Source organism: Chitinophaga sp. XS-30 (assembly GCF_008086345.1).
Taxonomy (GTDB): domain Bacteria; phylum Bacteroidota; class Bacteroidia; order Chitinophagales; family Chitinophagaceae; genus Chitinophaga.
Window position 1 is genome coordinate 177,771 of sequence record NZ_CP043006.1, and the last position, 18,950, is coordinate 196,720.

General features: G+C 52.1%; 11 protein-coding genes. All 11 read right to left on the reverse strand.

Annotation, left to right across the window (positions count from 1 at the left end):
• Positions 1-37: 37 nt before the first annotated feature.
• On the reverse strand, positions 38-748 hold the full coding sequence (locus FW415_RS00775) for a DUF6048 family protein (RefSeq protein WP_148382410.1): 711 nt from the start codon (positions 746-748) through the stop codon (positions 38-40).
• On the reverse strand, positions 720-1,187 hold the full coding sequence (locus FW415_RS00780; RefSeq protein WP_148382411.1) for a DUF6452 family protein: 468 nt from the start codon (positions 1,185-1,187) through the stop codon (positions 720-722). Before FW415_RS00780 ends, FW415_RS00775 begins: the two co-directional genes overlap by 29 nt.
• Entirely contained in the window at positions 1,184-4,060 is a 2,877-nt protein-coding gene (gene uvrA, locus FW415_RS00785; RefSeq protein WP_148382412.1) for an excinuclease ABC subunit UvrA, read from the reverse strand. Before uvrA ends, FW415_RS00780 begins: the two co-directional genes overlap by 4 nt.
• Before the next feature lie 135 nt (positions 4,061-4,195).
• Positions 4,196-5,458, reverse strand: a complete 1,263-nt coding sequence (fabF, locus tag FW415_RS00790; protein WP_148382413.1) for a beta-ketoacyl-ACP synthase II — start codon at positions 5,456-5,458, stop codon at positions 4,196-4,198.
• 93 nt (positions 5,459-5,551) lie between these two features.
• Positions 5,552-7,021 (reverse strand): MBOAT family protein, encoded by a 1,470-nt coding sequence (locus tag FW415_RS00795; protein WP_148382414.1) that lies wholly within the window; start codon positions 7,019-7,021, stop codon positions 5,552-5,554.
• Positions 6,978-8,186, reverse strand: coding sequence for a GDSL-type esterase/lipase family protein (locus FW415_RS00800; RefSeq protein ID WP_168208609.1), 1,209 nt, complete (start codon positions 8,184-8,186; stop codon positions 6,978-6,980). The genes FW415_RS00795 and FW415_RS00800 overlap by 44 nt, the downstream gene beginning before the upstream one ends.
• Before the next feature lie 19 nt (positions 8,187-8,205).
• The gene (locus tag FW415_RS00805) at positions 8,206-9,573 is read right to left on the reverse strand and encodes a hypothetical protein (protein WP_148382416.1); all 1,368 of its coding nucleotides are present in this window, start codon (positions 9,571-9,573) and stop codon (positions 8,206-8,208) included.
• A gap of 62 nt (positions 9,574-9,635) precedes the next feature.
• On the reverse strand, positions 9,636-10,151 hold the full coding sequence (locus tag FW415_RS00810) for a glucosaminidase domain-containing protein (RefSeq protein ID WP_148382417.1): 516 nt from the start codon (positions 10,149-10,151) through the stop codon (positions 9,636-9,638).
• A 236-nt stretch (positions 10,152-10,387) separates the two neighbouring features.
• Positions 10,388-12,136: an aspartate--tRNA ligase gene (gene aspS / locus FW415_RS00815; protein WP_148382418.1), complete on the reverse strand. Its 1,749-nt coding sequence runs from the start codon at positions 12,134-12,136 to the stop codon at positions 10,388-10,390.
• A gap of 59 nt (positions 12,137-12,195) precedes the next feature.
• On the reverse strand, positions 12,196-13,245 hold the full coding sequence (locus FW415_RS00820; protein ID WP_148382419.1) for an FAD-binding oxidoreductase: 1,050 nt from the start codon (positions 13,243-13,245) through the stop codon (positions 12,196-12,198).
• An 18-nt stretch (positions 13,246-13,263) separates the two neighbouring features.
• Positions 13,264-18,858: an alpha-2-macroglobulin gene (locus FW415_RS00825; RefSeq protein WP_148382420.1), complete on the reverse strand. Its 5,595-nt coding sequence runs from the start codon at positions 18,856-18,858 to the stop codon at positions 13,264-13,266.
• Positions 18,859-18,950 lie beyond the last annotated feature (92 nt).

The window sequence follows — 18,950 nt, forward strand, 5'->3', positions numbered from 1 at the left end:
GCTTTTTTTATGTCTTTCTCCGGAGGAATGCCAAATGCTATAGCTTGACCGCCTGCTTCACTTTCCACATCGGGAACAGGTAAGACACACTGTATTGCATATCGAAAGCGCTGCCTTTATATCCTTTCCCGAAGCCGGGGATCACCAGCGGCGGAAAATCCTGCTTTGACAATTTGCTATTGATCAGGATACGTTCATGCAGGCTCCAGCCGAGGTAAAAATTCTTGAGCACTTCTACTTTGATGCCTACCGTCAATTCCACCCAATGCGCCATCTTGCTGGTTTTCGGATAACTCCCTTTCGTATCGCCCCAATAATCGTTGTAAATGGTGTACTCGGGTATTTCATAGCTGAAGAGGGCCAGGCCATAACGCATGCCGCCGTAGATCATAAAGTTCTCTTTCGGTATCTGTTTCTGCAGCAGGTTGTAGTTGGCGCCTATGGTGATGGACATGCCGCTGCCTTTGTAGGTGTAATTGCTGTCCGAATGCGAAGTATTGTTGTAACTGAGGTCCGAGGCTATGAACAAGCGGTCATTATACCTTGCATCGAGATTAACGGTCACATCCGTACGGTAAGGCTGAAAGGCCCTGACGGCAAACCGGGTGAGGTCCAGCCCCACCCTTACCCCGGCGGGCACGGATATCTTTATTTCCGGCAGCGAATCCTTTTTGGGGGATTGCGCTGCGGCGGCAAGGGCCTGCAACAACAGCAAGGCGCTAAAAATGTAAGGTAATATGCGTTTCATTGCCGGTTGTTACGTTGTTGTTTCTGATCTGGATGGACTGGACCACATTGCTGGTGTGCAACACCGTATCCAGTGTAAAATAGGTGGCGAAACCGCATCCGGCGGACACGAAACTCGGCTGGCGGCTGTAGCGGAAAATGAGGGTATCCGCTACCCGTCCGGAATCCGTCTGGAAATAGAACCGGCTGCTGTCCGCCGATCTGTCCAGCGAAAACTGCAGACCCTTCGTCGGGTCCCGGGCATAGATGCTGTCATCTTCCTTGCCAAAAGCATACAGCGTGACGCCTGGCATGGTCGTATCCTTCTCCACATTATTCAGCACATAGCGGAAGTTGGCGCGCAACTCCGTGCGAACGTCCACATCACAGACTTTTGTATCGTCATCACAGGCGGTAAGGCCGGTGATCATCACCCCGATCATCAGCAGGATATATCTCATTGCTTCAGTTCTTTTTTCAGAAATATGGCGGTATGGCTGTCTTTGCATTTGGCTACATCTTCAGGAGTACCGGTGCAGAGTATCTGCCCTCCGCCTTCACCGCCTTCAGGGCCCAAATCTACTACCCAATCCGCAACTTTCACTACATCGAGGTTATGTTCTATGACGAGTACGGTATTCCCTCTTTCCACCAGTTTGTTCAACACATTGAGCAACAGCTGGATGTCCTGGAAATGCAGGCCGGTGGTGGGCTCATCCAGGATGTAGATGGTTTTTCCCGTATCTTTTTTAGACAGTTCCGTAGCGATTTTCACCCGCTGCGCCTCGCCGCCCGAGAGCGTTACGGCGGACTGGCCGAGGGTAATGTATCCCAGGCCAACATCCTGCAGGGTCTTGATCTTGCGGTAAAGATATGGCACAGCCTGAAAGAATTCCACTGCCTCTTCCACGGTCATATCCAGTACATCTGAAATGGATTTGCCTTTATAGCGGATCTCCAGTGTTTCACGGTTATACCGGCGTCCGTTGCATTTTTCACAATGCACGTACACATCCGGCAGGAAATTCATTTCTATCACGCGTACGCCCGCGCCTTCGCAAACGTCACAGCGGCCGCCTTTTACGTTAAAGGAGAACCTGCCGGCATTGTATCCCCTGATCTTCGCTTCCGGCACAGCGGCAAACAGCTGGCGGATCTCCGTGAAGAACCCGCAGTAAGTGGCCGGGTTGCTGCGTGGCGTACGGCCTATCGGTGACTGGTCTATCTCGATGACCTTATCGATCTCTTCCAGGCCCTTTACGCTTTTGTAGGGCATCGGCACCAGCTTGGAATCATAAGCATGCCTGGAGAGGATGGGATACAACGTTTCATTGATCAGGGTGGATTTTCCGCTGCCGGACACGCCGGTTACGCAAATGAAAGCACCTAATGGCAGTTTGAGACTGACATTTTTGAGATTGTTGCCTGTAGCACCTTTCAGCTCCAGGAACTTCCCGTTGCCTTTTCTTCTTTTTTCCGGGATGGCGATCTCGCGGATACCGTTCAGGTAGCCTGCAGTGGCGGTATCCAGCCGGAGCATTTCTTTTGGCGTGCCTTGTGCCACTACCTGTCCGCCGTGAATGCCCGCACCCGGACCAATATCGATCAGGTGATCCGCATGCAGCATGATATCTTTATCGTGCTCCACCACGATCACCGTGTTACCCATTGTTTTCAGATTCCGCAAGGCATCGATCAGCCGCATATTGTCCCGCTGATGAAGACCGATGCTCGGCTCATCCAGGATGTAAGTGATCCCCATCAGCTGCGAACCGATCTGTGTAGCCAGGCGGATGCGTTGTGATTCGCCGCCGCTGAGCGAACGGGTAGCGCGGTTAAGGGTAAGGTAGGTCAAACCGACATCCAGCAGGAAGCCCAGCCGTTCGCGGATCTCCTTCAGCACATCTTTCGCGATCACATTCTGTTTATTGTCCAGCCGCTTTTCTATGCCGCCAAACCATTCCGCCAGCCTGCCCAGGTCCATTTCACCCAGCTCGGAGATGTTCTTTTCATCTACCTTGAACATCAGGCTTTCCTTTTTCAAACGGCTGCCGTTACATTCCGGGCAGGTAGAGAGCTGCATGAAACTTTCCGCCCAGTTGCGCACAGCATCGGAAGACGTATCATTGAAATAACGGCGGACCATGTTCACCACACCCTCGTATTCGGTCTCGTACATCTGCGTTCCGTTCTCTTCGAAGCCCATATCCACTTCCAGCTTGCCGTTCTCATCACCGTAGAGCAGCACATTCATGGCTTTCTCCGGGATCTTTTCGAGGGGAGCGGATAAAGAGAATTTATATTTTTTAGCGAGTTGCTGTATCTGTTTGAAGGAAAACGTGTCCCGCGCTTCGCCCAGCGGCACCAGCCCGCCATCGTTGATGGATTTGCTGTGATCCGGGATCACTTCATCCATATTGATCTGGTAAATGGTACCGAGACCTTTGCATCTTGGGCATGCGCCGTAGGGCGAGTTGAAGGAGAAGGTATTGGGAGACGGCTCTTCGTAGGAAATGCCGGTATCCTCGCACATCAGCTGGCGGCTGTATTGCGATACCTTATTCGTATCATGGTCCATGACGAACATCAGCCCTTTGCCCATCAGCAGGGCTTTCTGCACGCTCTGGCTGATCCTGGTGCGGGCGTCTTCCTGCACCTGAATGCGGTCGATCACCAGCTCGATGTCGTGGATCTTGTAGCGGTCCACCTGCATGCGTTCTTTCAGGTCCATCACTTCCCCGTCTACCCGCACTTTGAGATATCCCTGTTTGCGCACCTGCTCGAACAGTTCGCGGTAATGGCCTTTGCGGCCGCGGACGAGGGGAGCGAGGATGACCATCTTCTTTTTCGGGAAGCGGGTATAAATATGCGCCAGTATCTCTTCTTCCGAGAAACGCGTCATCCGTTTGCCGGTATTGAAGGAATAGGCTAAGCCAACGCGGGCGAACAGCAGGCGGAGGAAGTCGTATATTTCCGTGATGGTACCCACCGTGGAGCGGGGGTTCTTGTTCGTTGTTTTCTGTTCGATGGAAATGACGGGGGAAAGACCCATGACCTTATCCACATCCGGCCGCTCCATATCGCCGATGAACTGGCGGGCGTAGGCGGAGAAGCTCTCCATATACCGCCGTTGCCCTTCGGCATAAATGGTATCGAACGCCAGTGACGATTTGCCGCTGCCGCTGATTCCTGTTATCACCACCAGGCTGTTCTTGGGTATCTGGATGTCCAGGTTCTTGAGATTATGTTCCCGGGCGCCGTACACTTCGATCATCTCATCGTTCAAAGCCACCGGAGCGGGTTTTCCTGTAGTTTGTTGCTTTTGCTTTGCCATATAGTTCTCCGTACACGAAATTCAGGGTACTAAAGTACGGTTTTTACGGGGAATGGGGGTTGGGGAAGTTCGAATTCGGGGTATAAAAAACCGGGATGAAGTTTCCCCCATCCCGGCCAATATTTACAGGAAACTTTATCCTTTGAATTTCGCGAAGGCAGCAATGGCGTTATGCCCGCCAAAGCCAAAAGTATTGCTCAACGCCACGTTAATCGTGCGGGATTGTGCTTTGCCCAGGGTCAGGTTCAGGCCTGCGGGAATGTCTTCTCCCAGATCCGTTGTATTAATGGTGGGTGGAACCACATCGTCCTGTATCGCTTTGATGCAGGCAATGGCTTCGATAGCGCCGGCCGCGCCGAGCAGGTGCCCGGTCATGGACTTGGTGGCGCTGATATTCAGCTTGCCGGCATGGTCCCCGAAAACAGCCTGGATCGCTTTCAGCTCACTCACGTCGCCCAGCGGGGTGGAAGTGGCGTGCGCATTGATATAATCCACGTCCGTGATGCTCAGACCGGCATCTTCCAGTGCTTCTTTCATGCCCAGCTGTGCTCCCAGCCCTTCCGGATGGGTAGCGGTGAGGTGGTAGGCATCGCAGCTCATGGCGCCGCCGACCATTTCTCCGTAGATGGTAGCGCCGCGCGCAATCGCATGATCGTAGTCTTCCAGTACGATAGCGCCCGCTCCCTCGCCCATTACAAAACCATCACGGTCTTTATCAAACGGACGGGAGGCATGCAGCGCGTCCCCGTTACGGGTGGACAATGCTTTCAGCGCATTGAAGCCCGCAATGCTGGCGCGGGTGATAGGCCCTTCAGAGCCTCCGGCAATGATCATATTGGCCTTGCCGAGACGAATATAGTTGAAGGCATCCACCAATGCGCTGTTGGAAGAAGCGCAGGCGGAAACGGTGCAGTAGTTGATGCCCATCAGGCCATATTTAATGGCGATCTGGCCCGCCGCGATATCGGATATCAGCCGGGGTATGAAAAAAGGACTGAATTTGGGAACGAAATTAGCGGCGGCGAAGTCCAGTATCTGCTCCTCGAAAGTTTGCATACCACCGTTGCCGGAAGCCCATATCACGCCGAACTTGCTGCGATCGGTCTTCTCCAGGTCTACCCCGCAGTTGTGGATGGCCTCATGTGCAACCACCATGGCGTACTGTGTAAAGGTGTCCATTTTACGGGCTTCCTTCTTTTCGATAAAAGCATCGATATCCAGGCCTTTCAGCTCGTGGGCGAATTTTGTCTTGAATTCCGTAGTATCGAATTTGGTAATAGGTCCTGCGCCACTTTTGCCGGCTTTCAGGTTTTCCCAGAACGTGTTTACATCATTACCGATCGGCGTGATAGCTCCCATTCCGGTGACCACAACCCTCCTCAGTGTAACAGTACGCATAGATTTTTGCTTTAATAACAAAAGTTAAGGACGCAAAGGTAGTTACTTCTTATCAGGAAAATGCATACGCATAAAGAAAAAATAATATACGGCCTAAAATTGAAAATAAATGGGGATCATCGGCTCAGTGGTCTTCACCTGGGACAGGAACCAGATGAACAGTGCCATCACGGCCACGCTTCCCGCTACCGGCAGACGGGCCAGGCCGGTTTCCAGCTTCTGCTCCGCAACGGCGGGCAAAAAGTGCAGGAGGTAACCGGTCCCCATCAAAATGAATACCTGGGGGTAAGCGTACAGCACCTGGAAGAGCAGGCCTCCCTGGAAGTCATATACCACCTGGTGCAACAGCGCCCAGGCATCCCGGAAGGAAGCGGCATGGAAAAATATCCAGCAGAAACAAACCAGGTGAAAGGTAAAAAGGATGCCACCCAGTTTCCAGAGGCGCGCGGGCATCCGGGCTGCACCGGTCCTTTGCCGCCAAACCTTGTCCACCGCCAGCGCTCCGCCGTGGATACCGCCCCATACAATAAAATTCCAGCTGGCGCCGTGCCAGAACCCGCCGATGAGCATCGTGAGCATCAGATTGATATACTGCCGCAGCTTGCCTTTGCGGTTACCACCGAGCGGAATGTACACGTAATCCCGCAGCCAGGTGGATAAAGAGACATGCCACCGCCGCCAGAATTCCGTGATGGAGCTGCTTTTGTAAGGTTTATCGAAATTCGCCGGTATTTTAAAACCCATCCAGCGGGCAATGCCGATGGCCATATCAGAATACCCGGAAAAATCACAGTAGATCACCAGCGCGTAAGCATACACGCCGAGCAGGCATTCAATGCCGGTATGCCGGGAGGGATCGTCAAAAATATACTGCACGAAGTTCTGGTACACAAAATCGGAGATGACCACCTTCTTGAAAAGCCCCCCGAGAATGAGGAACATCCCCTTGCCCACGTCTTCCCGATCCAGCACATAAGGCTGCCGGATCTGCGGGATGAAGTCCGCCGCCCGCACGATGGGGCCCATCATGAGTTTCGGGAAGAAGGAGAGGAAGAACAGGTAGTCCATGAACCTGTCCACCGGCTTGATATCACGCCGGTACACATCAATCGTATAGCTGAGATTCTCGAAAGTATAAAAGGAAATGCCGATGGGCAGCAGGATGTGCAGCGGTGTGATGCGCCCCGCACCAAGGTCGTTGATAATGCCGATAAAGAAGTTCGTGTATTTGAAATACATCAGCATGCCGATATTGATCAGTATGCTGAACCAGAGCAATCCTTTCCTGACCTTTTCGCGCTGTTCCCGGTGGATGCGGTTGCTGAGATAAAAGTCCACAATAGCGGAAAGCACCACCAGGCCCACATATTCATTACAGGCTTTATAGAAAAAGTATAATGAGAACAGGGTGAACACCCATACCCTCCCCCGTTCGTACCTGCGTACCAGCTGGTAGCAGAGCAGGAAGGCGGCGAAGAAATAAAGGAAGAACGCACTGTTGAAGAGGATCGGGTCCGCTTCATTGTACCTCAGAACGTTCCACAGGTTTTCCGGTAAAGACATCGGTCAGTTCATTGTTTTTTATCCATTCATCATAAGCTGCTGCCACGGCATCGTACAACAGTTTTCCCTGCAGCGTATATCCATATGCGTTAAAATGTACCCTGTCGTTGCTCCATGCGCGGGCGAATCTTTTATCATTGCGCATGGCTTCATAAAAATCCCAGCAGGCGTAGCCGTTGTTCCGGCAGTATTCCAGTATTTCCTTGCGCAATACGGCTACCTGGGGGTTGGCGGCGTACGACACGCGGTAATAGGTGCGTGTTTTGGTGCCGACCTTCTTGCGGTAGGGGATCTGGCGCTTTTTCATCATGCCATACGGCGGCGTGGTAAAAAGCACTGCCGCTTCCGGCGCATATTCCCGGACCGTCTGCATCGTTCTCTCCATTTCCTGCCGGAGCTGTGCTGCGGTGCCCCCGCCGAAAGCCTCGTTGGTGCCAAGGGAGAAGATCAGCAGCTGCGGCTGCAGGATGTGCAGCTGCGCCGGCAAAGTAGCCGCATGCTGGTTGTAATGCATCCACTGAGCGCCGTTGATACCGATGGCGTGATACAGCACTCCGCAGGCCCCATTCTGCAGCAGCGCGCCATAAAAACGGAAACTGCCACCGGTGTGTTCCGGCCAGCGCAACTGAAAAGCGTTCAGGTTGCTGTCAGGCACGATCGTGGCTTGCTGCCCGTTTTCCGGGAAACCGGCATCTTCCTGTATGATGTCGGCATGGGACATGAACACCGGCGCTTTGCCAGGGCCAGCATCGTAAAAGACCTTTATGCGGCTGACGCTCCCCTGCTTTGCGGAGAACGACAACACGGGGCGCGGCTGCATCGTGGAGATCACGATCCCCCCGGGGCCGGGCCAGTATGCCTGGTTCCTGTCCACCACACGGTCTGCCGACCAGCGGATGGGGCTGCTCCAGCGGTAGCTGTCAGGACCATTAGTGCCGCCCAGGTTGTAAGGGAATACCCATCCCGCACCGGCGTCACCGAACTTTTCCCTGAACCCCCTGGCGGCAGCCTCGGGCAAAAAGCCTGCCTGTATGTGGGAGTCCCCGAGGTGCAAAATATTCACTACCTGACTATCCGCCTGCCGCAGTTGCTCAAAGAACGGGTACAAAGTACTGTCGTTATACAACTGCGCCTGCGCGGCAACATTACTATATGCTGTAAACATCAGGATGATAATGACCCTGCTAAAATGTCTCCTCCTGATATTCATCCATGATGGCTTTGTACAACAGGGCGCCTACTTTGGAGGCTCCCCGGAAGTTGAAGTGTGTATAATCCCTGTTTGCCAGTGTTGTATCCCCTTCCACCCATTTAGCCATGGCGCCGTCGCCGCCCATGGCGGAATACAGGTTCCAGTAAGCAAGGCCATGGGATTCCGCTACGGTATGCTGCACTTTCAGCAATGCTTTCACGCCCGGCGCCGTTACATATTTCCCCTGTTTACGGTACGATTTATCCGCCGTGCCAACGATCAGCAGGGAAGTCCGCGGAAAAATGCGGCGGAGGGAATCCACCACTTTCACCATCGTTCTCCCGTACCAGTCATATTTTGTGTTTTCCGGTTTGTACAAAACGTTTGCACCGTAATGCAGTACGATCAGGTCGTATGGGCGGACGGATTGCATCTGCCGCCACATGGAGGTGCTGAGCCTGCCCAGTTCGATGCCGCTGATGCCCCGGAAAGAATAGTTGTCCAGGAAAATGCCCTTCCTGCTTTCGAAACAGACGCCGTAAAAAGGCACCGGTTTGTCATCCGAAAAACGGAGGGTCAGTGCGCGGGCGGTGCTGTCTGTTGTAAAAGAGCAGGCATTGACCTTCCTGTTACCATCGAGGCGGAGCGGTTTATTGTTCACAAATACATCCCGGTTGCCGGAGCCATAGAGCAGGCTCACTTCTTCGAACCGGTTCAATCGCTTCTTATGTTTTACTGGCGTATAACGCACCCAGCTATCGGCCGAAGGCAGGAAAACGTGGCCGGATATGCCCAGTTCCGTGCCCTGTGGCGGCGTATTCATGAAATGATAATCCGTCCAGTTCCCGGAATAGGTATGCCCGATGGAGGTGCGGAAGCCTGATACTACGGAGGTGGCCGGCACATAGCCTACGCCGTAGCCGCCGAAGTAAGCCTGGAGACTGTCCCGCAGGTCCTGCGTGATCAGGTCCCCCTCGATCATGGAATCCCCGAAATAGGCGATCCGCACTTTCTTGCGCTGTCCGGCCCGCAGCGCTTTGAGCGCCTCCACGAAATACTGCATGCCCGGCCCCTGAACACTGTCGGAATGCCCGTAATCCAGAATGCCGGAGTAGGTGAGGTAATCTCTTTTGATAACGGCCGCCATGACGGTATCCGTTTCCGGTGTGGCCGCAGGCTCCGGAATCACAGCCACGGTATCTTCCGGTGGAGATGAGCGGAGCTCCGCCAGTATATCCAGCGGGCGTAATGTATGGCTACCTATGGAAAAGTCGTTCGGGACGAAGGAAAGCCCTGCCAGGCAGAGCAAAGTACCCATCACAATGACGAGTGGATAGGGATGTTTATTTCCGGTGGGCATATTCGGATGAATTGGAACTGCGCGACGTATATCCGTCTCCGTATTTTTTCACGGCTGCAAAGCTATTGTTTTGCGAGCTTTAAATCACCATCCAGTTCATATAATTTGTTATGTTTGATCACGGCCGTTACCCTGTCTATCCAAACCTGCCCCGCTGTGGAGTAGTTGGACTGGATCAGTTTTTTCAGCCATTCCCCATAATCATCATTCCCTTTCATGGCGGTGAACCATCTTTTCCGGGTCACCAGTCTTGCGAAATACCGGTAGGAAGCGGTATCCGATTCAAATTCACGGTACACGGAGCGGTAAGTTTCCCCGCGTTTGGCCAGGTTGTTCTTTCCCACGATCCCGAAATGATTCCTCAGCAACCGGGCATTTTTGCTGGTGCCCAGGCCGGATTCCAGCATGGCTACGCCAAGTATTATGCTGGCCGGAACACCGGTTTCTTTCATCAGGTTAACAGCAACGGGTTCAAATTTCTGACGATACTTTTTCAGGGTTTGGGTTTGCTGCGATGAAGCGGCCATGGTGGTAACCAGGATGCCGCTGAGCAGCAGTTGTTTTTTTACGGAAAGCATGCGCTTGTTTTAAATGAGCCGATCTGCACGGTATGACTGTTTCACAAGCGCAAAATTAGGTTAATCAAGATACATAAAATGTAATTAATATGTTAATCTGTTATAATTTAATTTTATTTTGATGGGGTTCGGGGGTGGGCTGATCAGCAATAACGTCCAACAGGTGCGAGAGACAAAGCCGCTTTACGCGATATCCGGCACCTTCACGTCACTTTCTGATCAGCCCCTGACTTATCCTATTTCAGTAAAGAAAGCTTCAATTCATCCAGCTGCACCTGGTCTATCTCGCTTGGTGCGTCCAGCATTACATCGCGGCCGGAATTGTTTTTCGGGAAAGCGATGAAATCACGAATGGTTTCGCTGCCGCCAAGGAGGGAGCAGAACCGGTCGAAACCAAAGGCGATACCGCCGTGCGGGGGAGCGCCGTATTCAAATGCGCCCAGCAGGAAGCCGAATTTATGGTTCGCTTCTTCCTTGCTCATGCCCAGTGCTGAAAACATCTTTTCCTGCAGGTCTTTCTGGAAGATACGGATAGAGCCGCCGCCTATTTCGGTGCCGTTCAGCACGATGTCGTATGCATTGGCTTTGATCTTCCCGTACTGCGCCGGATCGTCCATCAGGTGAGTATGTTCAGGCTTCGGAGCGGTGAAAGGATGGTGGCGCGCTACCCAGCGGTTCTCTTCCTCTGCGTATTCAAACAGCGGGAAGTCAATTACCCAGAGCGGCTTGTATTCATCCTTGTTACGCAGGCCGAGGCGTTCGCCCATTTCCAGGCGCAGTTCGCTCATGGCTTTGCGGGTGCGTTCTTCCCTGCCGGCGAGGATCAGGATCAGGTCACCGGGTTGCGCCTGGCACTGGTCTGCGAACAGTTGCAGGCCTTCCTCGTTAAAGAATTTATCAACAGAGCTTTTCAGCGATCCGTCCGTATTGTATTTGATATAGATCAGACCGGTCATGCCGATCTGGGGGCGTTTCACCCATTCGGTCAGTTCATCGAGCTGCTTGCGGGTATATTCACTGCAGCCTTTGACGTTGATGCCTGTGATGAGCTCCGCTTCGTCGAATATCTTGAATCCGTTACCGCGGGCCGGTTCACCGAGATCAACGAGCTTCATTTCAAAGCGGATGTCCGGTTTATCGTTCCCGTAATATTTCATGGCGTCTTCCCAGGTCATGCGCGGGAAGGGATCGGGAAATTCGATGCCTTTGATCTCGCGGAACACATGTTTGGTCATTTCCTCGAAATGCTGCAGGATGTCTTCCTGTTCCACAAAGCTCATTTCACAGTCGATCTGCGTGAACTCCGGCTGCCGGTCTGCGCGGAGGTCTTCATCCCGGAAGCACTTCACGATCTGGTAGTACCGGTCGTACCCGCTGACCATGAGCAGCTGCTTGAAGGTCTGCGGGGACTGGGGCAGGGCGTAGAACTGGTTAGGGTTCATGCGGCTCGGCACCACAAAGTCACGCGCGCCTTCGGGCGTTGACTTGATGAGATAAGGCGTTTCTATATCCATGAATCCCCTGCTGTCCAGGAAGTTGCGCACAGCACGGTTCACCCGGTAGCGGAGGGTTAGGTTCTGTTTAACGAGATTACGCCGCAGGTCCAGATACCGGTATTTCATGCGCAGTTCATCGCCGCCGTCCGTATCGTCCTGAATAGTGAAGGGCGGTGTTTTTGAGCCATTAAGCACAGTGAAACCGGAAACGGTGATCTCGATATCGCCGGTAGGAATATTCTTGTTCTTGCTGGTCCTTTCCGTTACGGTGCCTTCCACCTGTAATACGAATTCCCGGCCAAGGGGCTGGGCGTCCAGCTGATCGTTCAGGCTTTCGCCGAGTAACAGTTGCGTTATACCATAGCGGTCGCGCAGGTCTACAAACGTAATGCTTCCAAACTTGCGGACGGTTTGCACCCATCCTGCCAGTGTCACCGGCTGCCCTGCATGTTCCATGCGCAATTCACCACATGTGTGCGTTCTGTACATTATTCTAAGCTTTTCTTTTGATAAGGGAGGTCAAAGATAAGATAAGGCGGTCTGAAAATCTACCTCAAAGCATTAAAATACCGTTTAATATCTATTTCAGCTGGCAGTGTAGCGCCTTCCAGGAGGTAGCGGACAAACTGCTGAGCTGCCCAGGGAGCCAGGGAGCAGCCTTTGGAGCCCATTCCGTTGAAGATGCCCGCCTGCGGGAAACGGGGGTGCATGCCCACCAGCGGGCGGCGGTCCGGGCCGGAGGGGCGGATAGCGGAAAGGTGGGCTTCCGTGGTGTAGGAGATCTTCAGCAACTGCCGCAGATCTTCTTCGATAACAGCGCGTTTTTCCGCAGTGGGGGCAGCATCCGCATAATCCCAGGAAAATGTGGCCCCGGCCCAGTAAAGATCGCTATCCAGCGGAACAAGCGTGATGCCCTTTTTGATGATATTGTCCGTATGGAGCGCTGCGCGGATAATAAGCGCCTCACCTTTATTGGGCAGGAATTTCAGCTTGCCGAAGTACGGATTGGCAGGACTTTCCACGCCTTCGCAAAAGATGACCGCTTTGGCGTTTACATCACGATAACGCACGCCCTCACCTGTAAAAACCATTTCATCCGCATTAAATCTTTCTTCGCGGAGATGCAGCCGCTCCCGCCAGGCAGGCAGCAGTGCATTGAGCCGTACGTTAGCGCCTTTTACGATGCCTGCGCCGAATGGCTGAAACAAAGTATCTGTATGGCGCGGCGCCTCCTGCTGCATCATCAGCGGCGTAGCTTCCAGCACCGGGGATTTTTTCACAGCAACGGTAAACGCATCCCTCATCTGCGCGGAGGGCCATACATTCCAGATATCCCGTTCCTGGAAGCAGGTGATGCCCAACGCTGTTTCCATCTCCCGGTAAGTTTGCGCGGCAATTGGATATATCGTTTCGTATAGCCATGCCAGTTCGAACTTCCTCCCGGAAACCGGGTTGATGATGCCGGATGCAATGCGGGAGGCGGTGGCGGGGCGGGCATCATCGTACACCAGCACCCGCTGCCCCGCTTTTTGCAGGAACCAGCTGAGCATGGTGCCGGAGATGCCTTGTCCGACGAGGATGTAATCGTACTGCTGCATAAGACGGGGCAAAGGTAGTTATTCTGGTATTTTCACAACCATCCCTTCGCTATGTGCGCTAAATTCCGGTGCATACATGCATTGCAATGTGCTGATTCCGCCTGTAAAACGTCCGGCGTGTGACACGAACAAGGGATATTCCAGCACATGGGTTCCTACCGTCAACCTGTCGAAAAAGAAATGGGTCGCCAGGTCTTTCGTACTTTCATAATACCCTATTCCGTTCTCCCATTTGTACCCGCTGAGTACATTTATCGGTTCCAGGCAGGCGGGGCGCATATCTTCCAGATGTACAAATTCCATTTCACGGTTGCTCTTCACAACGATACGCATGACCACCCTGTCGCCTACCTGCAGGGGATGCTGGTCATCTATCCGGACCAAAGCATTTCCATCCTGCCGGAGCAGTTCCCGCTGTATCTGCAATGCGCCGGAAGAGGCGCTGATCTTGTCTGCCTGCTCGAAATACTGCCAATGTGCCGCGCCCCACGACAGCTGATTACCATTGCCCGAAACTGTCAGTGTAATATTACCATGTGCTGGTTTTACTGCAGGCCCGGCAATAAGGGCTTCAGTCCCTACAATCTGTCCGCCTGCCTTGATCTCTACCTGCGGAGAACTCCCCAGCCAGTCGGTACCTGTTGCAAGCAATGCATAACAGGCCTCAGTAGTTGCCTTTGTGGTGCCCCACCCCTGTGTCTGCCTCTTTCGAAGCAACCAGGTTTTCAATGCATCCACGGCAGCAGTATCGCGGGTTATCATTGCAAAGGCTGCTATCAGCATGGATTGGGTTTCAACCGGAGCTTCGTTCCAGCCATATCCCTGCCGGTTATCGCGCCAGTACATTCCTCCTTCTTCTGATAAAAAGGCATTTTCTTTCAGCGATTGCATGATTTTCAATGCGGATGACTTATCGCCATTCCGGTAGAGTACAATCGCCAGCAATCCTTTATCATAAAGCGGCAACTCTTCGTTTTGTGCATGTTCCAGCAGGCTATCCATTACTGCCTGTGTGGCCGGAGAAGGAGTAAATTGCGGGAAAGCCGTTCGGGCATATAAATAAGGTAAAGCAGGAAAATGCCTTTCGCCACGCATAGCGGCGTTGTCTATGTAATTAAGTGCATATTTAATCAGGGAATCCGTTCCGGGGATGTGGCCCTTCAGTGTTTTGAGGTGAGCAAATCCCTGCAAAATATGGAGCGTAACATCCAGATTGCTTCGCATGCCACTGAACCAGGGAAAAGCCCCATCCGTCAATTGCATAGCTCTCAGGCTGTTCAGCGCTGTTTTCCCCTCCTTCTCCAGACGATAAGGATCGAATAGCGCCGCATCCTTCTTCTCTTTTAGCATTGCCGCAACCCCGGGTTTTGTATCTAAAATCTGCGATGCTATTGCATTTGCATACAAACGCGCGAATGTCTGTTCTGCACAGGCATGCGGAAACTCCATAAGAGAGGGCAGAGACTGGATAGCTGACCATACCGGACTGCTATTATACGTAAACAGCAGTTTCCCATCCTGTAATGTTGTGGACGTATCCGCATGCAGCAAACGATCAAAGACGAAATTCCTTGAACCGTCACCTGACATCACGAGCGGTAAATGTTCCGTGACTGTTAACCGGTCAGACAACACGGGAACAACAGCCTCCTCTCCATCGCTGAAGGAGCCACTTACTGCTGTAATCCGGTATGTAAGCGGGCGGGCAAACTGTTGGGGGATTTTAACCTTAAACCGTACAACGGACGACTGGCCCGCCTCAGTAACAAATACCTGCGGAGAAAAGGCGTCCAAGGACTGACCAGTAGCGTCATCAATGAACGCCAATTTTACGATCCCGGTCAGCTGCTTGTCTGTTACGTTACTAATTTTTGCGCCAAGTTCCAGTTCATCCCCTTCACGCAGGAAACGCGGTAAATTGGGAACCACCATCAGCGGTTTCTGGGTGATGACCGTACTTTTGGCCAATCCGAAAGAAGCATCCCGGGTATGGGCCAATGCGCGGAAGTTCCACTGCGTTAAAGCATCAGGCATCGTAAACCTGAGGTTTACAAGCCCTTTTTTATCCGGTACAAGATGAGGAAAGAAAAAAACCGTTTCATTAAAGTTTCTCCGTGGCGGTGGCAACATCTCAATATTTACGGGTATTTTCTGTTCCGGGAACATGTTCATATCAAGAAGACCTGCGCTGCTGCCATATATAGCAGTATATTGCAGGGCAGCGGTACTCATGCTCCTTTTTTCCCAAACCATGGCCTCCCGCATCGTATGCGCTGCTGCGATACCATCCATAAGGTAATTGTAGTCAGCAAGGTCATCGTCCCAACCGGGATCGGACTGTTTGACCATATTATTGATACCGCTCCACTTTTCAAAATTGTCTTCTCCATCCCATTTCCTGAATTCCCACCGCAATTCTCTCCGCGAAGGTACCTGCCAGTCGCTTTTTTTAATTTCGTCCAATGACGCGTCATACATGGAAGCCAGTAATTCAGCTCTGCCGGCACCGGAAATCTGCAATTGCCAGCTTTCTTCCTCCCCGGGCAAAAGCTTGTTCCGGTGCGTAGCCACTTTAATATCAAGCGGTTCCCGCCGATCGGTCACATACACATCCACAAAACGGGTGAACAGCCGGTTATCCTGCACATACGCAAAGGAAAAGCGGTTGGGATAACCAACATACCTTCTTTTCATCGGGAAGATGAATGCTGTCACCGGCCCTTCTGACCGGTGTGTGGCAGTTTGCAGTGAACGTCCCGATTTTTCCTGTATGCTTTGCAGCAGGAAAGCCGGACCCGCTGTTACCACCGCTAATGATAACTTGTCACCAGGCAAAACCACCTGTTGGTAACTGTAATGCAGACCAGCGTACTCCGGAAAAGCTGCTGTACCGTCCCACAACCGAAAATATCTCCGTTCTTCAACAGATTTGCCATACGGATCTTTCCCTGATATCACGATCTCATACCAACCGGCATTCAGCGACAAAGATGCCAGAGGTGATAAAAGCCCTCCTGTCACGTATTGCAGGGTAACCGGGTTTCCTTTGGGCCAGGTTGCCTTGTCATCTTCATCTTTATAAACATCATTAGGGAAATACCGGTGAAACTCCTCCTTTGTCATACAATACTGATCCGGCTCCCAATAACGCGGGCGCATCAGGTGCCCGGGGTGCTGCAACGGGAACAGCTCGATTTTCAGCGGCATTGAAGTAGCGACGCCCTGGGTAGTGCTGGTTGATATCATCACCTTGTCAAGGTCCGAACGCTGCAGTTCTTCCCCGATATTCGTTACGATCATTACAGTAGCATCGCCGATAGTCATGGAGTAACTGCCGGAACGGGTTTCTCCATTTACATCCGTTACATCGGCGGTGATCCGGTACCGGTAGGTTCCGGGCTGCGCTTTACCTGTTGCTACAAAGCGGAATGAAAAAATTCCGTGGCCGTCTGTTACCGTATCCTTTTCCACAATATCGTCCCTTTCATAGCTCTGCATAAACGACTCCCGTGTTACCCGGTATGTAACACGGGCATTGCTCAAAGGACTTCCGGCTAAAGATTCCGCAGCGCCTTTGATCGTAATGGTATCTCCTGTCCGGCAGACCGTCTTGACAGAATCCAATACCACTTTAAAACGAGGGCGTTTATACTCTTCCACGGAAAAATACACATACCCTTCATATTCAAGGTTGCTGATACTGCATCCGCCGGACAGAGAGGCAGGTAGCTGAAATTCCCCATGGAAAGAGCCCCAGGCATTACTGCTAAGCTCAAGTGAGTCAACTTTCCGGCGATCGGTATCTTTCAGGTACACTTTTAGCCGGAGACCTTTCTTCGGTCGCGCGGGGCCTCCCTCCCGTTTTCCGGTTGTCAGCGCGATCCCCTTGAAATACAATTTCTGTCCGGGCCGGTAAATTTCCCTGTCCGTATAATAATGAACCCTGATCTGCTCATCGTTTTCCCGCATCTCCTCTCTTTCGTCCAGCATGTCAAAATAACTTCCCCAATTATCTGTACTGGCATAGTCATAATCGTTATTGAATAGCGTGTCCTTTCCGTCTATCCATTTTAAAGTAAGGTCCGGCTCTTTGTCTGCATCTATCTTTAAGCTGACTCTCCCGTTCCGGTCGGTACGCAGATGCGTTATTCTGCTATCATCTTCATTATTGACAACCAGTTGGATGCCGGACAGCGGTTGCCCCGTCTTACGGTGCAGTGCATATAGATGAATATTATCTGTGGTGACGTAGGAGATGTTGGAAATATATATCTCACCCGCAGCCAGTAAGCTCTTCTCCGGATCAAACCGTTCATCAGCAGATGCCAGCAACATATACCGCCCTGTTTCCAGGGCATCCACTTTTATTTCAACCTTGTGTGGTGAATAATCTGCCGGATCAGGCACCGGCTGATACCATGTACGCAAATAAGGCATGCCTGTTACGCGTTGAAAAACAGCTGCCTGTTTCATCGTATCCAGCATCTGCGCCTGATATTGGTGCAAGGGAATTATCCGCAGATGAATACCTTTCAGATTTTTGTAGTTGACCAGAACCAGCATTGGCTCTCCGGGGATATTCACTTTTTCCGTTGTGAGGCCCAATACGCTATTGGTCAGTTTGGCATGCAAGGTACTACACTGACGATGTCCCGGGCTTCCGGGAAAAAACTGCATACCCTGGCCGGAGAATGCAACTGCCTCCGCACCGCTATGCAGTTCCGCCAACAGGAAATATACTGTTGAAATACCATACACGCCGGCATACTGTTCCGTCAGTCCCAACAGGGCACGTTTATATAAGCTGTCTCTCTCGGCGAGCCTTGTCCATTGAAAAACGTGCTGTAGCCGTCCAATATCAACATGCAGCAATGCCTCCCGGTTGTTGCGCTGGATGTGCAAATGAATAAGCTTGCGGTAGACCTCCAGTTCAGGAGCGGCTTCCTGTACCGCAAATGTGGCGGCTGAAGCAAAAAGTGATGGGTCGTTGTAAATATAGGGCTGTGCTGTGAGCGCATCAACAAAACGCCAGGCCAACAAATCGTATAGTGTCGGCCGAAGACGATGGTTCCGGTCCGGCCCTGCCAGCATGGGGCTAAACTGATCCGCCGGGGTATTTTGCAGGATATTTTCTTCAGCCAGGGATGCTTTGTACAATGCATTGATCGTATCAAGCAAACGCTGATTGTCCCATTCTGTTATGCTGACGGCTGTATCCCCGATTATTGGCTTTCTTTCCTGGATTGCATACCGGTTAAATAGCTGGTAAACACGTAGATATTCACCTTTCGCATTGAGTAGCACCGCCTTCACGGCGCCCTGCTGCTGTGAAGCAAAACTGTCAATAACCTCCCGCATCCGGTCAGGGTCATTCCCCGCCAGTACACCTGAATAGGCACAATACTGCAAAGCCGCTTTAGCCTGCTGACCCATATTCCTGTCAGTTACTGCCTGCTGATAGATCCTTCCGGCCAGCAGAAGGGATAAACGGGCCTTTTCTCCCGAAGCCCGGGGGTTTATGCGCGACCATTCGCTTTCATAGTCATATTGCGCAAATGCCGTTGCACTGACTAAAAAGAAAAGAAGGGACAACTGGTAACGGACATAACGCATGAGAAGAAAAATTTATCTATGGATGAAAATACGTATGGGTTTCCATAAGAAATGTTAAAGAAACTTCCCCCCCAAACACAAAAATCCCCCGA

Excerpts from the sequence above, each read along its gene's own strand:
- FW415_RS00825 (WP_148382420.1), bottom strand. The coding sequence starts at position 18,858 with ATGCGTTATGTCCGTTACCAGTTGTCCCTTCTTTTCTTTTTAGTCAGT.
- FW415_RS00810 (WP_148382417.1), bottom strand. The coding sequence starts at position 10,151 with ATGCTTTCCGTAAAAAAACAACTGCTGCTCAGCGGCATCCTGGTTACC.
- FW415_RS00780 (WP_148382411.1), bottom strand. The coding sequence starts at position 1,187 with ATGAGATATATCCTGCTGATGATCGGGGTGATGATCACCGGCCTTACC.
- FW415_RS00795 (WP_148382414.1), bottom strand. The coding sequence starts at position 7,021 with ATGTCTTTACCGGAAAACCTGTGGAACGTTCTGAGGTACAATGAAGCG.
- FW415_RS00820 (WP_148382419.1), bottom strand. The coding sequence starts at position 13,245 with ATGCAGCAGTACGATTACATCCTCGTCGGACAAGGCATCTCCGGCACC.
- FW415_RS00775 (WP_148382410.1), bottom strand. The coding sequence starts at position 748 with ATGAAACGCATATTACCTTACATTTTTAGCGCCTTGCTGTTGTTGCAG.
- aspS (WP_148382418.1), bottom strand. The coding sequence starts at position 12,136 with ATGTACAGAACGCACACATGTGGTGAATTGCGCATGGAACATGCAGGG.
- fabF (WP_148382413.1), bottom strand. The coding sequence starts at position 5,458 with ATGCGTACTGTTACACTGAGGAGGGTTGTGGTCACCGGAATGGGAGCT.
- FW415_RS00805 (WP_148382416.1), bottom strand. The coding sequence starts at position 9,573 with ATGCCCACCGGAAATAAACATCCCTATCCACTCGTCATTGTGATGGGT.
- uvrA (WP_148382412.1), bottom strand. The coding sequence starts at position 4,060 with ATGGCAAAGCAAAAGCAACAAACTACAGGAAAACCCGCTCCGGTGGCT.
- FW415_RS00800 (WP_168208609.1), bottom strand. The coding sequence starts at position 8,186 with ATGTTTACAGCATATAGTAATGTTGCCGCGCAGGCGCAGTTGTATAAC.